The organism is uncultured Bacteroides sp., from assembly GCF_902472605.1.
Taxonomy (GTDB): domain Bacteria; phylum Bacteroidota; class Bacteroidia; order Bacteroidales; family Bacteroidaceae; genus Phocaeicola.
In genome coordinates this window covers 109,475-130,210 of record NZ_CABROP010000001.1, presented here as the reverse complement: position 1 = coordinate 130,210, position 20,736 = coordinate 109,475, and the positions used below count along the sequence as shown (strand labels likewise).

General features: G+C 48.8%; 20 protein-coding genes. 7 read left to right on the top strand and 13 right to left on the bottom strand.

The genetic code is table 11. The features are described 5' to 3' along the window. Positions 1-7: 7 nt before the first annotated feature. Complete coding sequence (locus tag RDP42_RS00500) at positions 8-862, bottom strand: FKBP-type peptidyl-prolyl cis-trans isomerase (RefSeq protein WP_308762092.1); 855 nt, start codon at positions 860-862, stop codon at positions 8-10. 11 nt (positions 863-873) lie between these two features. Further along, positions 874-1,458: an FKBP-type peptidyl-prolyl cis-trans isomerase gene (locus tag RDP42_RS00495; protein WP_204474437.1), complete on the bottom strand. Its 585-nt coding sequence runs from the start codon at positions 1,456-1,458 to the stop codon at positions 874-876. A gap of 149 nt (positions 1,459-1,607) precedes the next feature. On the opposite strand from RDP42_RS00495, the gene RDP42_RS00490 reads away from it, so the two are divergent. After that, on the top strand, positions 1,608-2,315 hold the full coding sequence (locus RDP42_RS00490) for an NAD-dependent deacylase (protein ID WP_204474435.1): 708 nt from the start codon (positions 1,608-1,610) through the stop codon (positions 2,313-2,315). A 71-nt stretch (positions 2,316-2,386) separates the two neighbouring features. Then, positions 2,387-2,551, top strand: coding sequence for a rubredoxin (rd, locus tag RDP42_RS00485; protein WP_022353352.1), 165 nt, complete (start codon positions 2,387-2,389; stop codon positions 2,549-2,551). 75 nt (positions 2,552-2,626) lie between these two features. Here rd and RDP42_RS00480 read toward each other — a convergent pair whose 3' ends face one another. After that, a complete protein-coding gene (locus RDP42_RS00480) occupies positions 2,627-4,423 on the bottom strand; it encodes a hypothetical protein (protein ID WP_308762091.1) in 1,797 nt (598 codons plus the stop codon). Positions 4,424-4,636: 213 nt separating this feature from the next. Here RDP42_RS00480 and RDP42_RS00475 point away from each other — a divergent pair, with 213 nt between their 5' ends. The 3 genes from RDP42_RS00475 to uxuA are packed head-to-tail and all read left to right on the top strand — an operon-like array spanning position 4,637 to position 7,752. Next, complete coding sequence (locus RDP42_RS00475) at positions 4,637-5,722, top strand: LacI family DNA-binding transcriptional regulator (RefSeq protein WP_308762090.1); 1,086 nt, start codon at positions 4,637-4,639, stop codon at positions 5,720-5,722. A 5-nt stretch (positions 5,723-5,727) separates the two neighbouring features. Then, positions 5,728-6,543 (top strand): SDR family oxidoreductase, encoded by an 816-nt coding sequence (locus RDP42_RS00470; RefSeq protein ID WP_308762089.1) that lies wholly within the window; start codon positions 5,728-5,730, stop codon positions 6,541-6,543. A 30-nt stretch (positions 6,544-6,573) separates the two neighbouring features. After that, positions 6,574-7,752 (top strand): mannonate dehydratase, encoded by a 1,179-nt coding sequence (gene uxuA / locus RDP42_RS00465; protein WP_204474428.1) that lies wholly within the window; start codon positions 6,574-6,576, stop codon positions 7,750-7,752. A 391-nt stretch (positions 7,753-8,143) separates the two neighbouring features. Here uxuA and RDP42_RS00460 read toward each other — a convergent pair whose 3' ends face one another. The 5 genes from RDP42_RS00460 to RDP42_RS00440 form a co-directional block, all read right to left on the bottom strand. After that, complete coding sequence (locus RDP42_RS00460) at positions 8,144-8,707, bottom strand: hypothetical protein (protein ID WP_308762088.1); 564 nt, start codon at positions 8,705-8,707, stop codon at positions 8,144-8,146. Positions 8,708-8,881: 174 nt separating this feature from the next. Beyond that, positions 8,882-11,995 carry a glycoside hydrolase family 2 TIM barrel-domain containing protein gene (locus tag RDP42_RS00455; protein ID WP_308762087.1) on the bottom strand — a complete coding sequence of 1,038 codons (3,114 nt, stop codon included), beginning with the start codon at positions 11,993-11,995 and terminating at the stop codon, positions 8,882-8,884. Positions 11,996-12,023: 28 nt separating this feature from the next. Continuing rightward, entirely contained in the window at positions 12,024-12,989 is a 966-nt protein-coding gene (locus tag RDP42_RS00450; protein ID WP_308762086.1) for a lytic transglycosylase domain-containing protein, read from the bottom strand. A 152-nt stretch (positions 12,990-13,141) separates the two neighbouring features. Beyond that, positions 13,142-13,609 carry a hypothetical protein gene (locus RDP42_RS00445; RefSeq protein ID WP_308762085.1) on the bottom strand — a complete coding sequence of 156 codons (468 nt, stop codon included), beginning with the start codon at positions 13,607-13,609 and terminating at the stop codon, positions 13,142-13,144. Beyond that, complete coding sequence (locus tag RDP42_RS00440; RefSeq protein ID WP_177866431.1) at positions 13,606-13,836, bottom strand: DUF2007-related protein; 231 nt, start codon at positions 13,834-13,836, stop codon at positions 13,606-13,608. The genes RDP42_RS00445 and RDP42_RS00440 overlap by 4 nt, the downstream gene beginning before the upstream one ends. A gap of 197 nt (positions 13,837-14,033) precedes the next feature. Between RDP42_RS00440 and RDP42_RS00435 the strand changes: the two genes are divergently transcribed. Next, a complete protein-coding gene (locus RDP42_RS00435; RefSeq protein WP_308762084.1) occupies positions 14,034-15,284 on the top strand; it encodes a glutamate-5-semialdehyde dehydrogenase in 1,251 nt (416 codons plus the stop codon). Between the two features lie 72 nt (positions 15,285-15,356). Next, positions 15,357-16,319 carry an acetylornithine carbamoyltransferase gene (locus tag RDP42_RS00430; RefSeq protein ID WP_204474413.1) on the top strand — a complete coding sequence of 321 codons (963 nt, stop codon included), beginning with the start codon at positions 15,357-15,359 and terminating at the stop codon, positions 16,317-16,319. A gap of 96 nt (positions 16,320-16,415) precedes the next feature. On the opposite strand, the gene RDP42_RS00425 is transcribed toward RDP42_RS00430, so the two are convergent. From RDP42_RS00425 to RDP42_RS00405, 5 genes are read right to left on the bottom strand one after another with little or no spacing between them, the layout of a single operon-like run. Beyond that, positions 16,416-16,814 (bottom strand): rhodanese-like domain-containing protein, encoded by a 399-nt coding sequence (locus RDP42_RS00425; protein WP_308762083.1) that lies wholly within the window; start codon positions 16,812-16,814, stop codon positions 16,416-16,418. Between the two features lie 10 nt (positions 16,815-16,824). Next, positions 16,825-17,493 (bottom strand): NigD-like protein, encoded by a 669-nt coding sequence (locus RDP42_RS00420; RefSeq protein WP_308762082.1) that lies wholly within the window; start codon positions 17,491-17,493, stop codon positions 16,825-16,827. Next, positions 17,490-18,644: a 1-acyl-sn-glycerol-3-phosphate acyltransferase gene (locus RDP42_RS00415; RefSeq protein WP_308762081.1), complete on the bottom strand. Its 1,155-nt coding sequence runs from the start codon at positions 18,642-18,644 to the stop codon at positions 17,490-17,492. The genes RDP42_RS00420 and RDP42_RS00415 overlap by 4 nt, the downstream gene beginning before the upstream one ends. A gap of 36 nt (positions 18,645-18,680) precedes the next feature. Next, positions 18,681-19,658 carry a D-alanine--D-alanine ligase gene (locus RDP42_RS00410; RefSeq protein WP_308762080.1) on the bottom strand — a complete coding sequence of 326 codons (978 nt, stop codon included), beginning with the start codon at positions 19,656-19,658 and terminating at the stop codon, positions 18,681-18,683. Further along, positions 19,655-20,731 (bottom strand): RluA family pseudouridine synthase, encoded by a 1,077-nt coding sequence (locus RDP42_RS00405; RefSeq protein ID WP_308762079.1) that lies wholly within the window; start codon positions 20,729-20,731, stop codon positions 19,655-19,657. The genes RDP42_RS00410 and RDP42_RS00405 overlap by 4 nt, the downstream gene beginning before the upstream one ends. Positions 20,732-20,736 lie beyond the last annotated feature (5 nt).

Below are 20,736 nucleotides of genomic sequence, written 5' to 3'. Positions count from 1 at the left end.
GAAAAGGTTATTTCTCGATATCTACCAATTCTACTTCAAAAATCAGGGTAGAGAACGGTTTGATTTTGCCAGCTTCCTGTGCACCGTATCCCAGTTCCTGCGGAATGTACAATTCCCATTTAGAACCTACCGGCATCATCTTCAGGGCTTCTGTCCATCCCGGAATCACACGGCTGACAGCCAATGTGATAGGCTCTTTAGAGCTGTCAAATTCCGTACCATCAATCATGGTACCTTTATAGTTCACTTTTACGCGTGAAGTATCGGCCGGAATGGCACCTGTACCTTTGGTGATGATTTTATATTGCAATCCGCTGGCTGTAGTCTGAACGCCTTCTTTTGTTTTGTTCTTAGCCAGGAATTCTTCGTTTTGTTTCTTGTAGTCTGCATATTTGGCTTCCAAAGCTTTTGATTTGATCAATTCAGCTTTTGAACGTACGTAAACTGCTGCAGAGTCTACTGAAACCAAACCTTGTTTCTTTACAGTAGCGATGAATCCAGCCAAGAAGTTTTCTTTACTCAAAGTCTGTGTAGAGTCCTGACCGAAAATCTGACGGTTGTTGTAGTCGAACATGTCACCGCTGATCTGCTGGCCAATCTGCATACCTGCCAGATAAGCTTTTTGTTTGGCATCAGTTTCCTTGCAGCCCTGTTCCAGACCTTTGATGAAGTCGGCTACATAAGCTGAATCTACGCCCAGACGACCTTGTACATATTCCATCAAACCCTGAGTGTTAGTTACACCCATCATATAAGACAAAGAATCTACGTCGCTTTTCAAGTTGGCTTTCGGGCCTTGTGCTGTACATGATGCCAGGCTGGCTGCAGCGGCAAGCATCATAAAAAATGTACCTTTTTTCATTTGCTTCTTATTTATAATACTTCAATTAATTCTACTTCAAAAATCAGTGTGCTGTGAGGCGGAATCATTTCACCGGCTCCCTGTGCACCGTAGGCCAGTTCCGACGGGATGTAGAGTTTCCATTTGGCACCTTCCGACATCAGCTGAAGAGCTTCTACCCAACCTTTGATAACCTGGTTTACACCAAATACAGCCGGTTCGCCACGCTTGATGGAGCTGTCGAACAGCGTTCCGTCAATCAGCGTACCTTCGTAGTGGCAACGTACGCGGTCGGTAGCTTTCGGTTTCTTGCCGTTGCCTTCCTTGATTACTTCGTACTGCAATCCGCTGGGCAAGGTTACTACTTTCGGGTTCTTTTTGTTTTCTTCCAGGAATGCTTTTCCTTTTGCTATATTTTCTGCGTTGGTTTTCTCTTCCAGTTCCATGAAGAACTTGTTTACGATTTCACGTGCCTCTGTATGAGAAATAGCAGTCTGATTTCCTTCCAATACGTCTTTGATAGCCTGTGCAAAGTCATTTACATTGATAGAGCGAGCGCCCATGCTGAACAGGTTTTGGCCAATCCCCAGACCAATGGCGTAACTAAATTTATCCATAAATAAATCTTGTATTAAAATGTGAATTAACGGGGAGCAAAGGTATCTTTTTTCTGTGAATATGAGGAATTTTGATTGATAAATTTTCTTATTTTTGACGAGTGAATGCGATTACGAATCATGTATCTAACATAAAGGAGGACAAGAATATGAAAAATCTGGTTGTATTGACAGGTGCAGGAATGAGTGCGGAGAGTGGTATCAGTACATTCCGCGATGCAGGAGGATTGTGGGATCAGTATCCGGTAGAACAGGTGGCTACCCCCGAAGGATATGCGGCGAATCCGGAACTGGTCATCAATTTCTATAACGAACGACGCAAACAGTTGTTGGAGGTGAAACCGAACCGCGGGCACGAATTGCTGGCGGAACTCGAAAAAGATTTCCATGTGACCATTATCACGCAGAATGTGGACAACCTGCATGAGCGTGCTGGAAGTCATGAGGTGATTCATCTGCACGGTGAGCTGACCAAGGTGACATCCAGTTACCATCCCAACGACCCGCGGTATATCAAGGAACTCCGTCCGGAAGAGTATGAGGTGAAGATGGGCGACAAGGCGGCTGACGGTTCCCAGCTGCGTCCCTTCATTGTCTGGTTCGGTGAGGCGGTGCCGATGATTGAAACGGCCATCGAGTATGTGGAGAAGGCGGATATCTTTGTGATTATCGGGACTTCTCTAAATGTATATCCGGCGGCAGGCCTGCTGAATTATGTGCGCGACGGGGTACCGGTTTACCTGATTGACCCGAAAGAAGTGCGTATTGCCTCAGGGCGTCCGGTACAGGTTATCCGCAAGGGAGCTTCCGAAGGAATGGAAGAATTAAAAAAAATGTTATTGAATGAAGCAGAGTAAACAAATTCTTTCTATATTTGTTATCATTTTAAACTAAGAACAAATACTAACGAATTAAGAATTGACTGATTATGAAAAAGTACATTTGCACAGTATGTGATTGGGTTTACGATCCGGAAGTGGGTGACCCAGACGGAGGTATTGCACCGGGTACTGCTTTTGAAGATCTTCCAGAAGACTGGGTTTGCCCGGTTTGTGGAGTAGGAAAAGAAGATTTCCAGGTAGTAGAAGATTAATACACTTTTCTTGATAAGAGCGGCCTTCTAAAAAGTATGCCATATACTTTTTTGGAAGGCCGTTTTCTTTTTGTCCTATTCTGGCAAGGTAATACCCATCTTCCGCATCAGGAAGCAGGCGTTCATGTTCTGTGCCACACCTTCCCGCAGTTGGTAGGAGAAGGTCAGTTCATTGTTTTGGATGTCAGCTTCGAAACAATAATTCCGGATTTCGTCGGGGAACTGTTCGATGAGATTGCCCAGCAGGAGGTCGTGGGTGGCGATGATGCCGTTGGCCTTCAGTCGCATGAACTGGCGGATCAGTTCAAAGGAGCCTTTCTGCTTGTCGATGGAATTGGTACCTTTCAGAATCTCGTCCAGGATGATGAAGAGTCTTTGTCCCTGGTTCAGCAGGTCGATGATGCGTTTCAGGCGCTTCAGTTCCGCAAAGAAATACGATTCGTTGTCGGACAGCGAGTCGGACGTGCGGAGGCTGGTCATCAGCTGGTGCGGATAGAGGACCAGCTTTTCACAGCATACGGGGGCGCCGATGCAGGCCAGCAGGTAGTTTATTCCGATGGTACGCAGGTAAGTACTCTTTCCGGCCATGTTGGCACCGGTAATAATGAGGAAGAACGGGCGCGACGGAAGGGTGGCGTCATTTTTCACACATTGGGCAGGCGGCATGAGCGGGTGCCCCATCCGGGTAGCCAGGAAGCAGAATGGTTTCTCTGCCAGTTCAGGATAAGTGTAGTCGGGATGATTGTAGGCAAAGGTGCCCAGTGAGCAGAGGGCATCCAGTTCCCCGATGGTTTCCAGCCAGCCGGTGATGTGCTGTCCGTAGCGGGCCTTCCAGCGTTCGATGCGGACAATTTCCTGCAACTGGAAGAAGATGCTACCCTCCAACAGGACATATAAAAACTGGTTGTTGCGCAAGTCCAGTCGGTCGAGTTCGCGGGAGAGTTGTTGCAAGGCTTCGATGGGAGAGGTCCCGTCCATATCCAACCGGTTCATCAGTTGTTGCATGCCGGGCGCTTCCCACTGCTCTTTCTTTGCCAGCGCGATGAGCTGTGCATAACCGTGGAGGCTTTTCAGTTGCGTGCCATAGGTTTCCTGTACGTAAGTGGCCCGTTTGACAATACCGAAGCTGAGAATCAGGAAGAGTCCGAATGAGAGTCCCAGCCAGGTGAAAGAAGTCCATCCCACGAGGGACGTGAGTAACAGGAGGCCGTTGAGGAGAGGGACTCCCCACGTAAAAGCCTTTACCCAAGTGCTGTGCAGGTATTGTGCCGGACTTTGGCTCCAGGCACGCAGCTTTTCTCCGTCGGAGGCTGTACCTTGGTGTACGAGTCCGGTGATTCGGAATTGTTCCCGGAACAGCGGACGACGGCTCATGTCTTGCACCATTTGCTGGCGGGTACGGATGGCAGAAGGTTCACAGAGGTGATGTTGCAGCCATTGGGCCAGGCAGTCTTTCCCGAAAGAGGTACAGGTACGGTTCATTGCCTGAAACAGCGAGCGTTTTCCGAACACATCGAGGTCGAAGGTATAAGGATGTTCCGGTTGGACGTAAGTCTGGCCGTCGTCGAAACAGCTGTAATCACCGGTGAGGGCTTGCAATTCCTCTTGTTGGACACGTACCTGGGTTTCCAGCCATTTTTTCCGGTAGAAGAGCCGGCTGTGTACTTTCACGAGGATGAAAAACGGCAGAAAGGTGAGGCAGATACTGGCCGTCAGCAAGGTGTGCTGGTGGAAGAAAAAATAGATGCCGGCCAGTCCGGCTACGAATAAGGCCACGCGCAGGGTACTGATGCGTGCGATTTGTTGTTTGACTTTGTGTAGCTGGCCTTCTGCCAGAACCAGTCTTTCGGTGTAGTAGTTTTTGGGGTTCATACGTCTGTATTTGTGTAGATGGTGCAAAGGAACGAAAAAGTGTACATCGCTGGCTGAAAAATCTGTTAAAAGATTGAATCTGTTTGTGTTTCTCATGAATAAATCCCTTCTTTGCATAGAAATCAAGAAATGTTTCATCGAAAGTGTGCGCGGTAACGCGTTTTCTTTTTCACTTAATGCGTGTTCGCACACACTTTTGGAAAAAGCCTGTCTATGCAGAAGAACAAGAACATACGACTGACGGATATTGCGCGTCTGGCCAATGTGTCGGTAGGTACGGTCGACCGAGTGATTCACAACCGGGGGAGGGTTTCGGAAGAGAATATCCGCCGGGTGAAGGAGATTATGGAGCAGGTGGGTTACAAGCCTAATCTGATTGCCCGCTCGCTGGCCGTCAAGAAGCCCTGTCATCTGGTAGCGTTGATTCCGAACTTTCGTGCGGGAGATTATTGGAGTGCCATGGACTATGGTATCCGCCGGGCGGAAGAGGAACTGGAAAGCTATGGGGTGAAGGTCACGGTACTGACTTTCGACCAGTATAGTGAAGGTAGCTTCGAGGAGACGGCTTCCCGTTTGCTGAATCTGCCGGAAGCGATAGACGGCGTGGTGATTGGGACGTTGTTCAAGGAGGCCGTAATTCGGCTGTCGGCTTCACTGGATGTGCGTGACATACCTTATGTGTATGTCGATTCGGACATCGAAGAGGCGCATCGCCTGGCGTATTACGGTACCGATTCCGTGGCCGGTGGTGAGATTGGGGCCCGGATGCTGTTGGCTTCCATGGCCTTTCAGGGCGACATCCTGGTGGCACGGATTCAACACGGAAAAAGCGGACTTTCCACGCAAGGAGAGAAGCGTTATTTAGGATTCCGCCGCTACCTGGACGGGCAACGTGAAAACTTGCAGCTGGTGGAAGTAGAGCTGTGGGTGGGCGATAAGGCGCACAACGAGCAGGTGCTGGACGAAGCATTCCGGAATTATCCGGGCATTCGTGGGGCGGTAACGTTCAATTCTTCCTGCTACATTTTAGGGGAATACCTGGAGAAGCAGGAAAGAAAAGACATCCGCCTGGTAGGCTATGACCTGATTGCGCCCAACGTGCGGTTGCTGAACGAAGGATATGTGCAGGCGTTGATTGCCCAACGTCCGGAATTGCAGGGTTACAACGCGGTGAAGGCTTTGAGCCGCTTGCAGCTGTTCAACGAACGTCCGCCTGTGGTGAACCTGCTGCCGATAGACATTTTGTTGAAAGAGAATTATCAATTTTATAATAAAGTATCCAATTTATTGCTAATCTAATTATTATGGCAAACGAATTATTTAACGTAGACGGCAAAGTTGTCGTCATGACCGGGGGAGCCGGTGTGTTGGGAAAAGGTATTTCCAAGTATTTGGCTGCACAAGGTGCAAAGATGGTCATTCTTGACCGTAGTGAAGAAGCAGGAAAAGCATTGGTCGCTGAAATCGTGGCACAGGGTCACGAAGCTACTTTCTTGTACACTGATGTCATGCAGAAGGAAGTGCTGGAACAGAACAAGAAGGATATTCTGGAGAAATATGGCCGTATTGACGTGTTGTTGAACGCTGCCGGTGGAAACATGGCAGGTGCTACCATCGCTCCGGACAAGACTTTCTTCGACCTGCAGATTGATGCATTCAAGAAGGTAGTCGACCTGAACCTCTTCGGTACGGTATTGCCGACCATGGTCTTTGCCGATGTCATGGTAAAACAGAAAAAAGGAGCCATCGTGAACTTCTGTTCTGAATCTGCCCTCCGTCCGTTGACTCGTGTGGTAGGTTATGGAGCTGCCAAGGCTGCCATTGCCAACTTCACCAAATACATGGCCGGTGAACTGGCTATCAAGTTCGGCGACGGTTTACGTGTGAACGCCATCGCTCCGGGCTTCTTCCTGACAGAACAGAACCGTACTTTGTTGACGAATCCTGACGGTTCACTGACAGATCGTGCCAGAAAGATTATCGCTCACACTCCGTTCGGCCGTTTCGGTGAGCCGGAAGACTTGTATGGTACCATTCATTACCTCATCAGCGATGCGTCCAGCTTCGTAACCGGTACAGTAGCCGTTATCGACGGTGGCTTTGATGCTTTCTCTATTTAATCGAGTACGAACCTTAAAACAAGAAACGTTATGTATTTATGTGAACAAACTTGGCGCTGGTATGGTCCGAATGATCCGGTGTCTTTGTGGGACATCAAGCAGGCCGGTGCCACGGGTATCGTCAATGCCTTGCATCACATTCCGAACGGCGAAGTCTGGACGGTAGAGGAAATCATGAAACGCAAGAAGATGATCGAGGAAGTCGGCTTGAAGTGGAGTGTGGTAGAAAGTGTGCCGGTACACGAACATATCAAGACGCAGACGGGCGATTTCATGAAATATATCGAGAACTACAAGGAAAGCCTGCGCAACCTGGCCAAATGTGGTATCTACATTGTAACCTATAACTTCATGCCGGTGCTCGACTGGACCCGTACGGATTTAGCTTATACGATGCCCGACGGTTCCAAGGCTTTGCGCTTTGAACGGGCTGCCTTCGTGGCTTTCGACCTCTTCATTCTGAAACGTCCGGGAGCTGAAAAGGATTATACCGAGGAAGAAAAAGCCAAGGCCAAGGCTCGCTACGAACAGATGGACGAAGAAGAAATCCACCGCCTGACCCGCAACATGATTGCCGGATTGCCGGGTTCGGAAGAGAGCTTTACGCTGGAACAGTTCCAGCATGAACTGGACCGCTACAAGGACATCGATGCCGAGAAACTGCGCTCCAACTTGATTTTCTTCTTGAAACAGATTTGTCCGGTAGCCGATGAGGTAGGTGTGAAACTGGTTATCCATCCGGACGACCCACCACAGACAATCTTGGGCTTGCCGCGTATCATGAGTACGGAAGAGGATTTCCGCAAGCTGGTGGAAGCTGTACCAAACGAATCCAACGGCTTGTGCCTTTGCACCGGTTCGCTGGGTGTGAGTGCCAAGAACGACCTGGCCGGCATGATGGAACGCTGGGGCGACCGCATCAATTTCGTACACTTGCGCAGTACCCAGCGTGACGCAGAAGGCAATTTCTTTGAGGCCAACCACCTGGAAGGTGATGTGGACATGTATCACGTGATGAAGAACTTCCTGCTCATGCAGCAGCGTCGTAAAGTCTCTATCCCGATGCGTCCGGACCACGGCCATCAGATGATTGACGACTTGAAGAAGAAGACCAATCCGGGCTACTCTTGCCTGGGCCGTCTGAGAGGACTGGCCGAACTGAGAGGACTGGAAATGGGTATCGCCAAATCAATGGAAGAACAGAACTGATTATTTAGCTGACAACTGATTGTGTATAAATGAAGAAAATGGTTCATGGAGGAGCAATCCTTTATGGACCGTTTTTTTTGTGGAAGCTGGGAATCATTTTCAGGAGGTTCCGGAGTAAATGGATTATTCTCCTTTTGTTTTCTCAGAATCCCAGGGTTATGTTTTACGTTTCTCGGTGCAGAAACGTATGTTTCCCTCATGCGAAACGTATGTTTCCGCCATGAGAAACGTACGTTTTCCTTAAGGGAAACGTAGATAACGGTGAGGAATTTCTGCCTGATTTCTGGGGTGTTTTCAGGTTTCTGTGCAGACTGTGAAAACGCCACAGGAGCCATGCCTATTCATCCTGACATGGCTCCTGTGGCGTAAAAGTGTATCTCAATAAAATCGTTTATTCTACTGTGAAGCAATAGACGATGATTCTTTTTTCATCTTTGGAATCCGGATTGGACATAAAAACGCCGTACTCTCCTGGAGTCGGATTGAAAGACAGCAGATAGGAACTTTTTCCATAGCGTTTGGCTTTGTATTCCACCAGTTGTTCGGTTCCGGCGGAACTTCCTTTAAATGTGTTGACCTGCCCGATTTCGCAGCGCCTTTCATTTTTCTTGATTTCAAATCTGACCAGCTGAATGAAAGAATTCGGGTCTTGGTCATTATTGGAGCTTTTGACGATGAGTCTGTATTCACAACCAGGTTTGGCGATGCAGGTAGAAGTTTTTCCTTCTACATGGATACGGGTCTTGATGGAACCTATTCCCGTCAGATACAAAGAAGCGCCAGCCTTGGATTTGATTTTTCCGCTTTTCTTTTCCAGAGGGAGGGCGAGGGTGTCTGTTCCGGAAATGCACAACAGGTTGGTTTCTCCTATAAATTCTGGTTCATAAGTGGCTGAACCGATACCCTGTGCTTTGCCGCAGGCAGGCAATGGCCACAAGGAAACAAAGGGTTGCAAATAGTTTTTTCATGGCGTATTTTTTAGGTTATCCACAAAATTACAGTTTTTTGTCAAAATAGATGAGTTGTGTACGACTTTAACTTTTATTTGTTGAGAGGTTCATAAAAAAAGAATCCTATCACCATTCAGAAATGATAATAGGATTCTTTTATAAGGAAAAATCAGTCCGTCTTATTCACATGCAATGTAGCTCTTTACCGGAGTCATAATGAAGGTAAATTCATAGTCTCCGTAAGGAAGCATGTATTTGTCTTCCGGCAGGGCACCCCAGCTGTTGACACATCCTAAGCCCATCTGTGCCTTGTCAATCAACAGGTTGGTCAGGTCGGCTTCTTCTACTTCGAAGGAGTGGCTCTGTTTCTTTTCCGTACCGTCGTCCAGTGAAGCGATGGTGTAGTGGAGGGCAGAAGCGGAGAATGGTGCTTCAGCCACGAACATCAATCCGTTGCCGGCTACGTTCAGCTGTCTCCACCAGCGGATGTCGGTCTTCGTACCGGTTTCCTGTGGACGGATGTACGGATAGAACTGGTCGCTTACGTTCTGGTTGTAGATGCCTAAGTCGGTGCAGTGGTTACGGTCGATGTAGTTTTCTATCGGGCCGCGGCCATAGTAGGAAATCTTTTCAAAGGATTTCGGCATGACCATCTGCATACCGAAGCGGAACATCGGTGACACTTTGGCGTTCTTGTCGGCTACCATCTTTTGGGTTACTTTCATAGCGCCCTGGTTGTTGATCTGGTAAGTGAGATACAGTTTGGCAGATACCTCTTTCAGGTCGTAAGTTGAAGTAACGACAGCCAGTCCGTTTTCTACTTTATATTGGAAGTCGGTCAGCTTGATGCCCGGGTTCTTCCATGCGGCATACTTGTTTTGCAGGCCGGCACCGAAGTCGTTGTCGGTCGGGGCACGCCAGAAGTTCGGCGTCAGGGCTTCACCTTCTTTGAGCATGCTTACTCCGTTCACGTCGTATCTGTCCAGATAACCGTTGCGCTTGCTGAATTCCATATAGAATCCGTTGCCTTCTACGGCAATGTAGTCCGGATAGTTCGGATTGATTTGCGGTTCAACCACCTGCTGGTTAGTTTCTGCTACATTCTTCAAATCCATGGCCGGAGCTTTATACGGGTTGAGTACCAACTGGTCTTTGGCTACTACGGAACCTGCCGGAAGCAAACCTTCGCGGTTCTTCTGGATGTATTTCACGTTGAGCAGCCATTCACCGCACTGGCAAGTCTTGCCCAGGTCGAGTTTGAGGGTGGCAGTCTGCTGAGGAGCCACGTTCAAGTTATCTATGCGTCCGCTGCGGAGAGCTTTTCCGTCTTTCAGTACTTCCCATTCCAGTGCGTAGGCCGACAGGTCGCGGAAGAAGTTCTCATTGTACACCTTAATTTCACCCTTGGACAGGTCGCCCGCAGTGGTCCAGATGTTCTGGTAGAAATACTGCACTTCGTAAGCGTGCGGGTTCGGTATGCGGTCCGGGCTGATGAGGCCGTTGTCGCAGAAGTTCTTGTCTTCAGAATCATCCATGCGGTTGAAGTCGCCGGCATAGGCATAAATCATCTTGCCGTTCTTACCGGTCCAGCGGATGGACTGGTCGACAAAGTCCCAGATGAATCCTCCCTGGTATTTCGGATATTTGCGGACCAGATCCCAGTATTCCTTGAAGCCGCCTTCGGAGTTACCCATGGCGTGTGCATATTCACACTGAATCAGCGGTTTCTGGTATTTGTCGTCTTTGCTATATTCTTCACACCACTTGTAGTCGGCATACATCGGGCAGTAGATATCCGTCTTTCCTTCCAGACGAGCCTGTTCGTACTGTACGGCACGGCTCGGGTCTTCTGCTTTGATCCAGTCGTAAGCAGCTTCGAAATTCGGACCGTAGCCGGCTTCGTTACCCAATGACCAGAAGATGATGCTCGGGTGGTTGAATCCACGCTGTACGTTTCGCTGGTTGCGCTCCATGTGGGCTTTCTTGTAAGTCGGTTCTTTTGCCAGTGTCTTGTCGCCGTAACCCATTCCGTGAGATTCGACGTTGGCTTCGGCTACTACATAGATACCATATTTGTCGCAGAGGTCGTACCAGAAATTGTCGTCCGGATAATGGCAGGTTCTCACGGCGTTGATGTTGAGCTGCTTCATAATCTGGATGTCCTGAATCATGCGGGCCCGTGAAACCACGTATCCGCCGTCGGGGTCCATTTCGTGACGGTCGGCTCCTTTGAAGAGTACCGGCTGTCCGTTGACCAGAATCTGTGCGTTCTTGAGCTCAATCTTGCGGAAACCGACTTTCACCGGTACCACTTCAGTGGTCTTGCTGCCGTCTTTCAGCGTAGCACGCAGGGTGTACAGGTAAGGCGTTTCTGCACTCCACTTCTGCGGATTGTTCACCTGCATCGTAGTCGATACCTTGCCGGAACCTTTCACTTCAGTAGAGGCTACGGTCTGGTTTTTGGCATCCAGCAGTTCCAGACTGACATTGCCGCTTCCTTTCAGGTTCAGGGTAATGGCCAATGAGCCGTTCTTGTATTCGCTGTCCAGGTCGGGAGTGACGCGGATGTCGTCTATGCGTTTCTTGTTGCGGGTATAGAGGTAGCAGTCACGTGCCACACCGGTATAGCGGAAGAAATCCTGGTCTTCCAGATAAGAACCGTCGCACCAGCGGAATACTTGGAAGGCAATCAGGTTTTTCTGGCCCGGTTTCAGATATGGAGTCAGGTTGAATTCCGCTTCCAGCTTGCTGTCTTCACTGTAGCCTACGAACTTGCCGTTCACCCACAGATACATGTTGGAGCTGACAGCCCCGAAGTGGGCGATGATGTCTTTGCCGCTCCAGTCGGCCGGTACCATAATTTCCCGGCGGTAGGAGCCTACATGATTTTGTTCGGTTGGCACATAGGGAGGATTGTTTTCAAAACGGCTGCGCCAGGGATAGCCGGTGTTCACGTAAATCGGGTCACCGTATCCTTGTGTTTCCCATACGCCCGGTACCTGCAGGTTGTCCCAGCCTTTGTCATTGAAGCTGGTTTTCCAGAAGTCCGTAGGACGGGCGTCGGCATTCCGTACCCAGAAGAATTTCCAGGTGCCGTTCAGGCTCATAAAGTTTTTGGAGTCTTCCTTGACTGCTTTGGCAGCCATTTCAGCATTTTCATACGCAAAAAAGTTTGCGTGCATCGGTGCCCGGTTGATGGCATTGACCTCTGGGTCTTGCCATTCTTTAAACGTCTGTGCGCTGGCCGAGAGCACACAAGCACCTAAGATTCCTAACACGATTTGTTTTTTCATGGATAATTATATTAGTGATAATGATTGCTTATTCCACCACCCAAGCCGGATTATGCGGAAGGGTGACTCTTGGGTTATAATGCATTTCGGTCTGGTCGGGGATACGGATGAGGTATTCCTTTCCGTTGTGGTTGGGAAGGGACGTACCTCGGAGCCAGGGATTCATACTTTTCAGCAGGCTGAAGTTGATGCCTTGTCCCTTGGCAAAGCGGGCCAGGTCGTCAATGTCTTCGGTTACTTTAATGGTCCGATAAGGGATAGGGGGATACAGGTCGCTTGACCGTAGATAAAAGCCGAACTGTTTCGGGTTGGTCAGCAACATTTTGGCAGCCAGGATGCGGTAGACATAGCGTGAGGTTTCCTCCACCAGGTAAAGGTCGAGGGCATTGTCCACATATTGTCTGTCCTGTTGCTGACTGATTCTTCCCTGCCCGGCATTGTAGGACGCGGCTACGGTTTCCCAGTTGCCGAACTTGCGGTACGCCTGTTTCAGGTATTTGCAGGCGGCTACGGTCGATTTTTCCACGTCGTAACGTTCGTCCACATGGTGGTTCACTTCCAGGTCGAAGTCGCGGGCGGTGCCGCTCATGAATTGCCACAGTCCGGCGGCTCCGGCACCTGAACGGGCCAGCGGATTGACGTTGCTTTCAATGACCATCAGGTATTTGAAATCATCAGGAACTCCTTGTTCCTTCAGAATGGATTCAACGATAGGGAAATAGCGGTTGGCCCGCTTGATGATTTGCAGCGAAGTGCTGTGCATGTAAGTGAAAGCCATCAGCTCCCGGTCCATGCGTTCGCGACGGTCGTAGCGTGTCAGGTCAATGTCGATGCCGCAGAAACTGATGCTTTTGGGGACTTCAATGCAACTGTAAGTAGGGGAAGGTTCGGTTTCCGGACCGGCGCAGGAAGCGGAAAATCCGGACAGTAATAATCCGGTCAGAGAAAGTGCTGCCGTAAGGGGCAGGATATATACATATTTTGTCAATTTCATATTTAAGGACCTCTTCTAAAATGCTTGTTTTTCTTTGTAATAAAGTTTTGTCAATATCTTGATGCCTAAAATTTTGCCCTAAAATACGAAATAAACAAAGGTGGTATGTTGTCTTTTTAAATTATTTCACAAAATGATACGGCACGATTGGTTTAATCGTCCAAATGAAAGCTGTGCAGGATGGTTTCCGGCACTTTGTCGTTGGCCTGTTTAAAGATAATGGAGATGTAGAAGCCGCAGCTTCCGTCTTTGGCCAGCAGGTAACAATAGATACATTTATCGTTTTCGCAATTCCCTTTGAGCTGCGCACCGTAGAACTGTGGCAGCTCAAAAGGTTGCACTTCGCTCTGTGAGGTCACTTCATCGTCTGTGGCGATGGCTTTCAGTTCTTGTCCCAATTCTTCTTTTTTCATGCCTTCTCCCTCTAACAGCTGGATGGTGAGGTAGTAAGTGTCATTTCCGGCAGTATAGCCTTCGGAGGAATCATCTTCTACGGTCAGGTCGGACGGAGCTTGGAAGGATACTCCATACGAATCCCATCGGGTGGTTTTCAACTGTTGTGCGACTGCCGGAACGGCTACGGTAAAAAATGCAATCAGGATAAAGAATAACTGTTTCATGCTTTTCGTTCTGCTACTACTTTTCGTGCGTAAACTTCTTCTTCCTTATTAACCAAAACGCATACGTGTCCTCCCATGTTGGCATAAGGAGAAGTAACCGCTGACAATGTTTCGTCTTTTAGCATGGCGTCCACGCCGGCTGATTTCAACAAGCCCTTTACCAATTCAGCTTCCCAGAGGTCTCCTCTGAAAACTTCAATCAATGAATCGTAATCTTTCGCTTCCATAGTCTTTTGTTTTAAGGGTTAATAATTAGAAGTTTGTTTCTCTCATATATTCTATGTCAAAGATAACAAACTTTCGGAAATAAACATGCTTTCGGGCATATATTTCTTTGGTCGGGCCGATTATTTCTTTCGGAATGTTTTGAATGTCTGCTTGAAGTTGTATTTTTGCGATAAACTGTAATTTGAAAAAGCTAAAAATGAATCTGACTGAAATATTTCAAGCTGTCCGGATTGCATCCCGTAAGTTGGCGATGCTGGATACGGAAAAGGTGAATCATATATTGTGTGCAGTGGCCGACAGGATAGAGACTCACACGGAGCGTCTGCTGGAGGCCAATCAGGAGGACTTGCAACGGATGGAGGTATCCAATCCGAAGTATGACCGTCTGAAACTGACGAAGGAGCGGTTGTCGGGTATTGCGGCCGACATGCGTCAGGTGGCGGCGCTTCCTTCCCCGCTGGGGCGTGTTCTGGAGAGCTATACGGTGCCGAGCGGGCTGCGGCTGAAAAAGGTGAGTGTGCCTTTCGGCGTAATCGGGATGATTTATGAAGCCCGTCCGAATGTGAGTTTCGATGTGTTTGCGTTGTGCCTGAAAAGTGGGAATGCGGCTATCCTGAAAGGAGGAAGTGATGCGGATGCTTCCAATCGGGCGATTGTGCAGCTGATTCAGGAGGTGCTGGAGGAGTGCAGGGTCGATCCGCACGTGGTGGAACTGCTTCCTTCAAGCCGGGAGGCGACGGCGGCTCTGCTGCATGCCGAAGGATGGGTAGATTTGATTATCCCTCGCGGAAGTAGCAGCCTGATTCGGTATGTGCGTGAAGAGGCTACCGTGCCGGTTATTGAAACGGGAGCGGGAGTCTGTCACACGTATTTTGATTGGGCGGGCGACTTGGTCAAGGGAACGGCTATTGTTGACAATGCCAAGACGCGACGGGTAAGTGTCTGCAATGCCCTCGACTGTCTGCTTATTCACCGGGGGCGTTTGTCTGATTTGCCGGCTTTGTGTGCGCCGTTGCAGGAAAGCCGGGTGATATTGTATGCCGACGAAGCGGCTTACGAGGCTTTGTCGGGACAGTATCCCGTGGAATTGCTTCGCCCTGCTACGCCGGAAAGTTATGGGACAGAATTCCTGGACTACAAGATGGCCATCAAGACGGTGGAGAATGTGACAGAAGCTGTATCGCATATTTATACATACGGCTCTGGACACAGCGAATGCATCGTAACGGAAGATGCAGAAACGGCCAACTTCTTTACGAAGGCAGTGGATGCGGCTTGTGTGTATGTCAATGCACCGACTTCCTTTACCGATGGGGCTCAGTTTGGTTTGGGAGCCGAAATCGGAATCAGTACCCAAAAACTGCATGCCCGTGGTCCGATGGGTTTGCGGGAGATGACCACTTATAAATGGATAGTGGAAGGCGACGGACAGATTCGAAAAAAATGAATAAAAAAGGAACAGTGTTGTATTTTTATAGTATATTTGCGGTGAAAAATAAATTAATATACAATTTTACGTATGAAAACTTATACCAATGTATTCGATTTGGGCGACTTGAAGACCGCCTTGGCTGAAGCGTTCGAGATAAAAAAGGACCGTTATAAATACGAAGCGTTGGGCAAGCATAAAACTTGTCTGCTTATATTCTTTAATAACAGTTTGCGTACGCGACTGAGTACGCAAAAGGCTGCCCGCAACTTGGGCATGGATGTCATCGTGCTGGATGTGAATCAGGGTGCCTGGAAGCTGGAAACCGAGCGTGGCGTGGTGATGGATGGCGACAAGAGTGAGCATCTGTTGGAGGCTATTCCGGTCATGGCTTCTTATTGTGACATTATCGGCGTACGTTCGTTTGCCCGTTTCGAAAGCCGGGAAGATGACTATACCGAGAAGATTCTGAACCAGTTTATCCAATATTCCGGTAAACCGGTATTTTCTATGGAAGCGGCTACAGGACATCCTTTGCAGGCTTTTGCCGATTTGATTACGATTGAAGAATACAAGCGGACCGAACGTCCGAAGGTGGTACTGACGTGGGCACCGCATCCGCGGGCACTTCCGCAGGCTGTACCGAATTCTTTTGCCGACTTTATGAACGAGGCCAATGTGGATTTCGTGATTACGCATCCGCATGGCTATGAACTTGATCCGAAGTTTGTGCGTGGCGCGAAGGTGGAATACGACCAGAAGAAAGCGTTTGAGGGAGCCGAGTTCATTTATGCCAAGAACTGGGCTTGTCCGGGAGTAACTTGTCCGGAAGACTACGGAAAGATTCTGAGTAAGGATATGAGCTGGACGGTAGATACGGAACACATGTCGTGGACCAACAACGCGTTCTTCATGCATTGCCTTCCGGTACGTCGTAACATGATTGTGTCGGACGACGTGATTGAAGCTCCGACTTCACTGGTCATTCCGGAAGCAGCCAACCGGGAGATCTCGGCTACGGTCGTATTGAAGCGTATGCTTCAGAGTATGTAATAATCAGCACATCACATAAAATGCCGTGACGGTCAGAGGCGTTTCCTCTTGCGGGTCACGGCATTTTTTATAGGTGTGAGTTGTTTGAGCCTTATATTATTGTTCAATTTCTTTGCCCAGTTCTTTCCAGCCTTCAAAACCTTTGTCGAGATTGTACACCTTGAAACCTTTCTTGACCAATACTTTGGCGGCATTCCGGCTCCGGCGTCCGCTCTTGCAGTATACGGCTACCGGCTGTGACGGGTTCAGCAGCTCATCGGCGTTGGCTGAGAATTTCTCATCCAGCACGTTGATGTTGATACTGCCCGGGATGTGTCCTTCGCTGTATTCGGCTACAGTCCGTACGTCTACCAGCTGTACCTGGTCATCGTCGATAAGGCGTTCAAACTCGTCGGCCGACAGGTTCTTGAAATTGTCGCTTGATTTTCCTTTGCATGCTACCATGGCGATGGCGAACATGCATATAAAGAACATGAAATAAATTGTCTTGATCATAACTCGTTGTTTAATAAGTAAATTCGTAGTTGACATACCCTTTCTCATACGTGTTGATACGGAGGATTATCCGGTCGCCCGATGTCAGTCGTCCTTCATAAGCCCATAAGGGAACAGAAAGATAGCTCTTGCGTGTAAATGCCTCATAGTCTCCGTTCTGGTCGTGATAAAGCGTCAGGTGAAGTGTCCGTTTTCCGTCCTCATCGTCAGTGATTCCTTCTTCCATGAAATGGAAGATATGGCTCTTGTCCTTTGCCATGGGTAGCAGAATCAGATTGATGTAGTCTCCCGATTGCCATACACTTTGTATGTTTAACGGGTCAGTCTTGGCCGTTCCGTTCGGCAACTTGTCAACCGTCACCGGCTTCACGGAGATAATCAGTTGGCAGGAATACAGCAGGGCCGTCGCATTGCCTTGTGTGTCTATCTCCTTGGGCTCATAGATGGATACCGTCCGGTAGGTCGAATCGGGTGTCAATCCATCCAGCCCTTCCCGGTTGAGAATCTGCAGTGTCTCCTTTTTGTCGGTAATCAGCTTCTCTACGGTGCCACTGTTGTCTGTGCTCACATCGATGAACGTGCTTATCACGTTGGGATATACATATTCTTCATCCTTCTTGCAAGATCCTAACAGTAGCAGGCAGGCAAATATACTTAAAAGGATACGGAGCTGTTTCATGCTTCGTGGGCTTTCAGATAGTTGATAGCCGGATTGGCATACATTTGCAGCATACACCGACGGAGGAAAGCTTCGTCCTTGTTGGGCAGTTGAATCAGGTCCAGTTTCTTTTGCAGGTAGGCCTCGAAGCGTTGTTTCTCTTCCGGTGTATATTTCCCGGCAAAGGTATCGGTACCGTTCAGTAAGTCACAGGCCACGTAGTTTCCCGGATACATCCGATAATTGCGATGGATGTGTCGGTCGATTAATGTGGCAAGTTGGTTGAATATCTCTGTCTTAGGGAGTCCTCGCAGTGTTTCCAATTCCTCGTTGAGGCAAGGGGCTGTCTGGAAATGTACGTGTCCCTTGTAGCCGAAGATACCGGTCTGCATGTTGGTGAGATCGTCGGCCTGACTTTTCTTGAAGTTTTCCGAATCCCGTTTCTGCTGCATCTCCTTCGCTTTCAGAAAGTCACACGGATCATATTCATACGATAAGGATACCGGTACAAGGTTCAGTTCCTTCAGCCGGTCAACGATATCGCCTTCTCCTCCCATCGCCAGCATTTTCAACACGCTTTCCTGGGTGCGGTCGTTGGAGTCTTTGGCTCTTCCTTCACGCTGGGCAATCCACACACTTTCCTTTTTCTGGGTGATGGCAAAATGAATGTAGCGTGACATGCGGGCCGAAGATTCCAGCATCTGCCGCATGCTCAACGCACGCTGCACGATGAAGGCCTTGTTTACTCGTACCAGCTTCTTGATCCAGGGATAAATCAGCAGGTTGTCGCCGATGGCAATTTCTACGGTATCGGGGAAACCGTTGTCCAGTAAGCCGACAGACAGAAAGCCCGGGTCAAGAACGATATCCCGATGGTTGGAGATAAAGGTATAATTTTTGTTCTTGTCGGGAAGGGAAGAGGTATTCAGGTCAAATCCGTCGCTATGTTGCTGCATGATGTCGTGTAACAGCTTGTGGAAGAATGTTTCCTGTATGTCCAGGGTAGTCTTGCAGCGACGCAACTGTGCCGCAATCATTTCCATGGGCACACCCGGCATGACGGACTGGATGACAGCCTGAAAGTCCTTGTCGGCCAGTAGTTCCTCACAGACTTGTGGAAGTTCTTCGGGGGTGTACGGACGAATATCGTCAAATTCAGCAGGTATGTTCATGATATTGAATGTCTTGTTCTCTCCAAAGATACAAAATTAATTGAAATGGTCCTCAATAATATCGGTCATTACGTCCTTTATATCCAGTCCGGCGGCACGTACTTGTTGTGGGATGAAGCTGGTAGCAGTCATGCCCGGAGTGGTATTGATTTCGAGCATGTTGATTTTGTCGCCTTCTGTGATGATGTAATCCACACGGACGATACCCTTGCAGCCCAAAATATCATAGATGGCAGAAGTGAGTTGCTGTACGCGATTGGTCAGTTCGGGGCTGAGGCGTGCCGGGGTGATTTCTGTCACTTCTCCTTTGTATTTGGCGTTGTAGTCGAAGAATTCGTTCTTGCTGACCACTTCGGTAATCGGGAATACTACAGCGCTATTTTTAGTCTTGTAGCATCCGTTGGCCAGTTCGATACCGTCCATGAAGGCCTCAATCATTACATCGTCCGATTCCTTGAAAGCTTCTTGCAGAGCCGGCTGGATCTGTTCTTTGGTCTTTACCTTGGTTACACCAAAGCTGGAACCGCTGGCATTGGGCTTAATGAAGCAAGGTAAGCCGATTTTGCTGATAACATCCTCATCGCTGATGCCATGGCGTTTATTTACCAGCATGGATTCAGCTACCCGTACACCAAAGCCTTTCAGGTACTGGTTCAAGGTGAACTTGCTGAACGTCATGGCGGATACCAGCACGTCACAAGTAGAGTAAGGGATGCCAATCAGTTCGAAATATCCTTGCAGGATACCGTTTTCTCCCGGAGTTCCGTGAATGGTGATATAGGCAAAGTCGGGGATGATTTTCTTTCCGTGGTCAGTGAAACTGAAATCATTCTTGTCTACGGTGGCACGGCTTCCATCGGAAAGAATGGCTTCCCAGTGCGCTTTGGTCAGTTCCACAATATAAAGGGTATATTTTTCCTGGTCGATAAAAGAGTAGATACCCTCTGCACTTTTCATGGAGACTTCATGTTCGGAAGAGTCTCCTCCTGCTACAATCGCAATTGTACGTTTCATAATTGTTCTCTGTTACTGATATACGTTCTCCATCGTTCCAGCAGACAGGTCATGTCTTCGGGCAGTTCGGAAGTGAAAAACATTTCCTCTCCCGTGCGGGGATGTACAAACCCTAAAGTCTTGGCATGTAATGCCTGACGGGGACAGATTTCGAAACAGTTGTTTACAAATTGTTTGTATTTGCTGAAATGAGTTCCTTTTAAGATTTCATGGCCACCGTAGCGTTCGTCGTTGAACAGTGTGTGACCGATGTATTTCATGTGTACACGAATCTGATGGGTGCGTCCGGTCTCAAGCACACATTTTACCAGCGTGACGTAGCCTAATCGTTCCAGCACCTGATAGTGCGTTACGGCATGTTTCCCCTGAGTTGGGTCGGCCATGACGGCCATCTGCATCCGGTCGCGCGGATTGCGTCCGATGTTGCCCACGATGGTGCCTTCATCTTGTTCCACGATGCCCCACACCAAGGCGTTGTATTCTCGCTTGGTGGTCTTGTGGTAGAATTGAAGTCCTAAATTTGTTTTTGCATCCGGTGTCTTGGCCACGACGAGCAAGCCCGAGGTATCCTTATCGATGCGGTGCACCAGTCCTACCTGCGGGTCGTTCGGATTATAGGTCGGCACGTCGCGCAGATGCCAGGCGATGGCATTCACCAGCGTACCATGGTAATTTCCGCAGCCCGGATGTACCACCAGCCCCGCCGGTTTGTTCACTACCATCAGGTCGTCGTCTTCATATACAATGTTCAGGGGAATGTCTTCTGGGATGATATCGTTCTCGTAGCGTGGACGGTCCATCATCACGGTCAGCACGTCCAGTGGTTTCACCTTGTAGCTGCTCTTCACCGGTTTTCCGTTGGCCATGACAAAGCCGTTATCGGCCGCCATTTGGATACGGTTGCGCGATGCATTGACGATGCGTTCAAATAAATACTTGTCGATGCGGACCGGAGCCTGTCCTTTGTCTACCACCGTACGGAAATGTTCGTACAGTTCCGGTTCTCCCCCTATCGGTTCAATGTCGTCTGGCGTTTCGTCATCCAGTTCGTAATCAATCAAATCTTCTGCCATTTTTT

Excerpts from the sequence above, each read along its gene's own strand:
- RDP42_RS00435 (WP_308762084.1), top strand. The coding sequence starts at position 14,034 with ATGAATCTGACTGAAATATTTCAAGCTGTCCGGATTGCATCCCGTAAG.
- RDP42_RS00420 (WP_308762082.1), bottom strand. The coding sequence starts at position 17,493 with ATGAAACAGCTCCGTATCCTTTTAAGTATATTTGCCTGCCTGCTACTG.
- uxuA (WP_204474428.1), top strand. The coding sequence starts at position 6,574 with ATGTATTTATGTGAACAAACTTGGCGCTGGTATGGTCCGAATGATCCG.
- RDP42_RS00415 (WP_308762081.1), bottom strand. The coding sequence starts at position 18,644 with ATGAACATACCTGCTGAATTTGACGATATTCGTCCGTACACCCCCGAA.
- RDP42_RS00450 (WP_308762086.1), bottom strand. The coding sequence starts at position 12,989 with ATGAAATTGACAAAATATGTATATATCCTGCCCCTTACGGCAGCACTT.
- RDP42_RS00495 (WP_204474437.1), bottom strand. The coding sequence starts at position 1,458 with ATGGATAAATTTAGTTACGCCATTGGTCTGGGGATTGGCCAAAACCTG.
- RDP42_RS00425 (WP_308762083.1), bottom strand. The coding sequence starts at position 16,814 with ATGATCAAGACAATTTATTTCATGTTCTTTATATGCATGTTCGCCATC.
- RDP42_RS00470 (WP_308762089.1), top strand. The coding sequence starts at position 5,728 with ATGGCAAACGAATTATTTAACGTAGACGGCAAAGTTGTCGTCATGACC.
- RDP42_RS00490 (WP_204474435.1), top strand. The coding sequence starts at position 1,608 with ATGAAAAATCTGGTTGTATTGACAGGTGCAGGAATGAGTGCGGAGAGT.
- RDP42_RS00405 (WP_308762079.1), bottom strand. The coding sequence starts at position 20,731 with ATGGCAGAAGATTTGATTGATTACGAACTGGATGACGAAACGCCAGAC.
- RDP42_RS00480 (WP_308762091.1), bottom strand. The coding sequence starts at position 4,423 with ATGAACCCCAAAAACTACTACACCGAAAGACTGGTTCTGGCAGAAGGC.
- RDP42_RS00410 (WP_308762080.1), bottom strand. The coding sequence starts at position 19,658 with ATGAAACGTACAATTGCGATTGTAGCAGGAGGAGACTCTTCCGAACAT.
- RDP42_RS00500 (WP_308762092.1), bottom strand. The coding sequence starts at position 862 with ATGAAAAAAGGTACATTTTTTATGATGCTTGCCGCTGCAGCCAGCCTG.
- RDP42_RS00475 (WP_308762090.1), top strand. The coding sequence starts at position 4,637 with ATGCAGAAGAACAAGAACATACGACTGACGGATATTGCGCGTCTGGCC.
- RDP42_RS00440 (WP_177866431.1), bottom strand. The coding sequence starts at position 13,836 with ATGGAAGCGAAAGATTACGATTCATTGATTGAAGTTTTCAGAGGAGAC.
- RDP42_RS00455 (WP_308762087.1), bottom strand. The coding sequence starts at position 11,995 with ATGAAAAAACAAATCGTGTTAGGAATCTTAGGTGCTTGTGTGCTCTCG.
- RDP42_RS00445 (WP_308762085.1), bottom strand. The coding sequence starts at position 13,609 with ATGAAACAGTTATTCTTTATCCTGATTGCATTTTTTACCGTAGCCGTT.
- rd (WP_022353352.1), top strand. The coding sequence starts at position 2,387 with ATGAAAAAGTACATTTGCACAGTATGTGATTGGGTTTACGATCCGGAA.
- RDP42_RS00430 (WP_204474413.1), top strand. The coding sequence starts at position 15,357 with ATGAAAACTTATACCAATGTATTCGATTTGGGCGACTTGAAGACCGCC.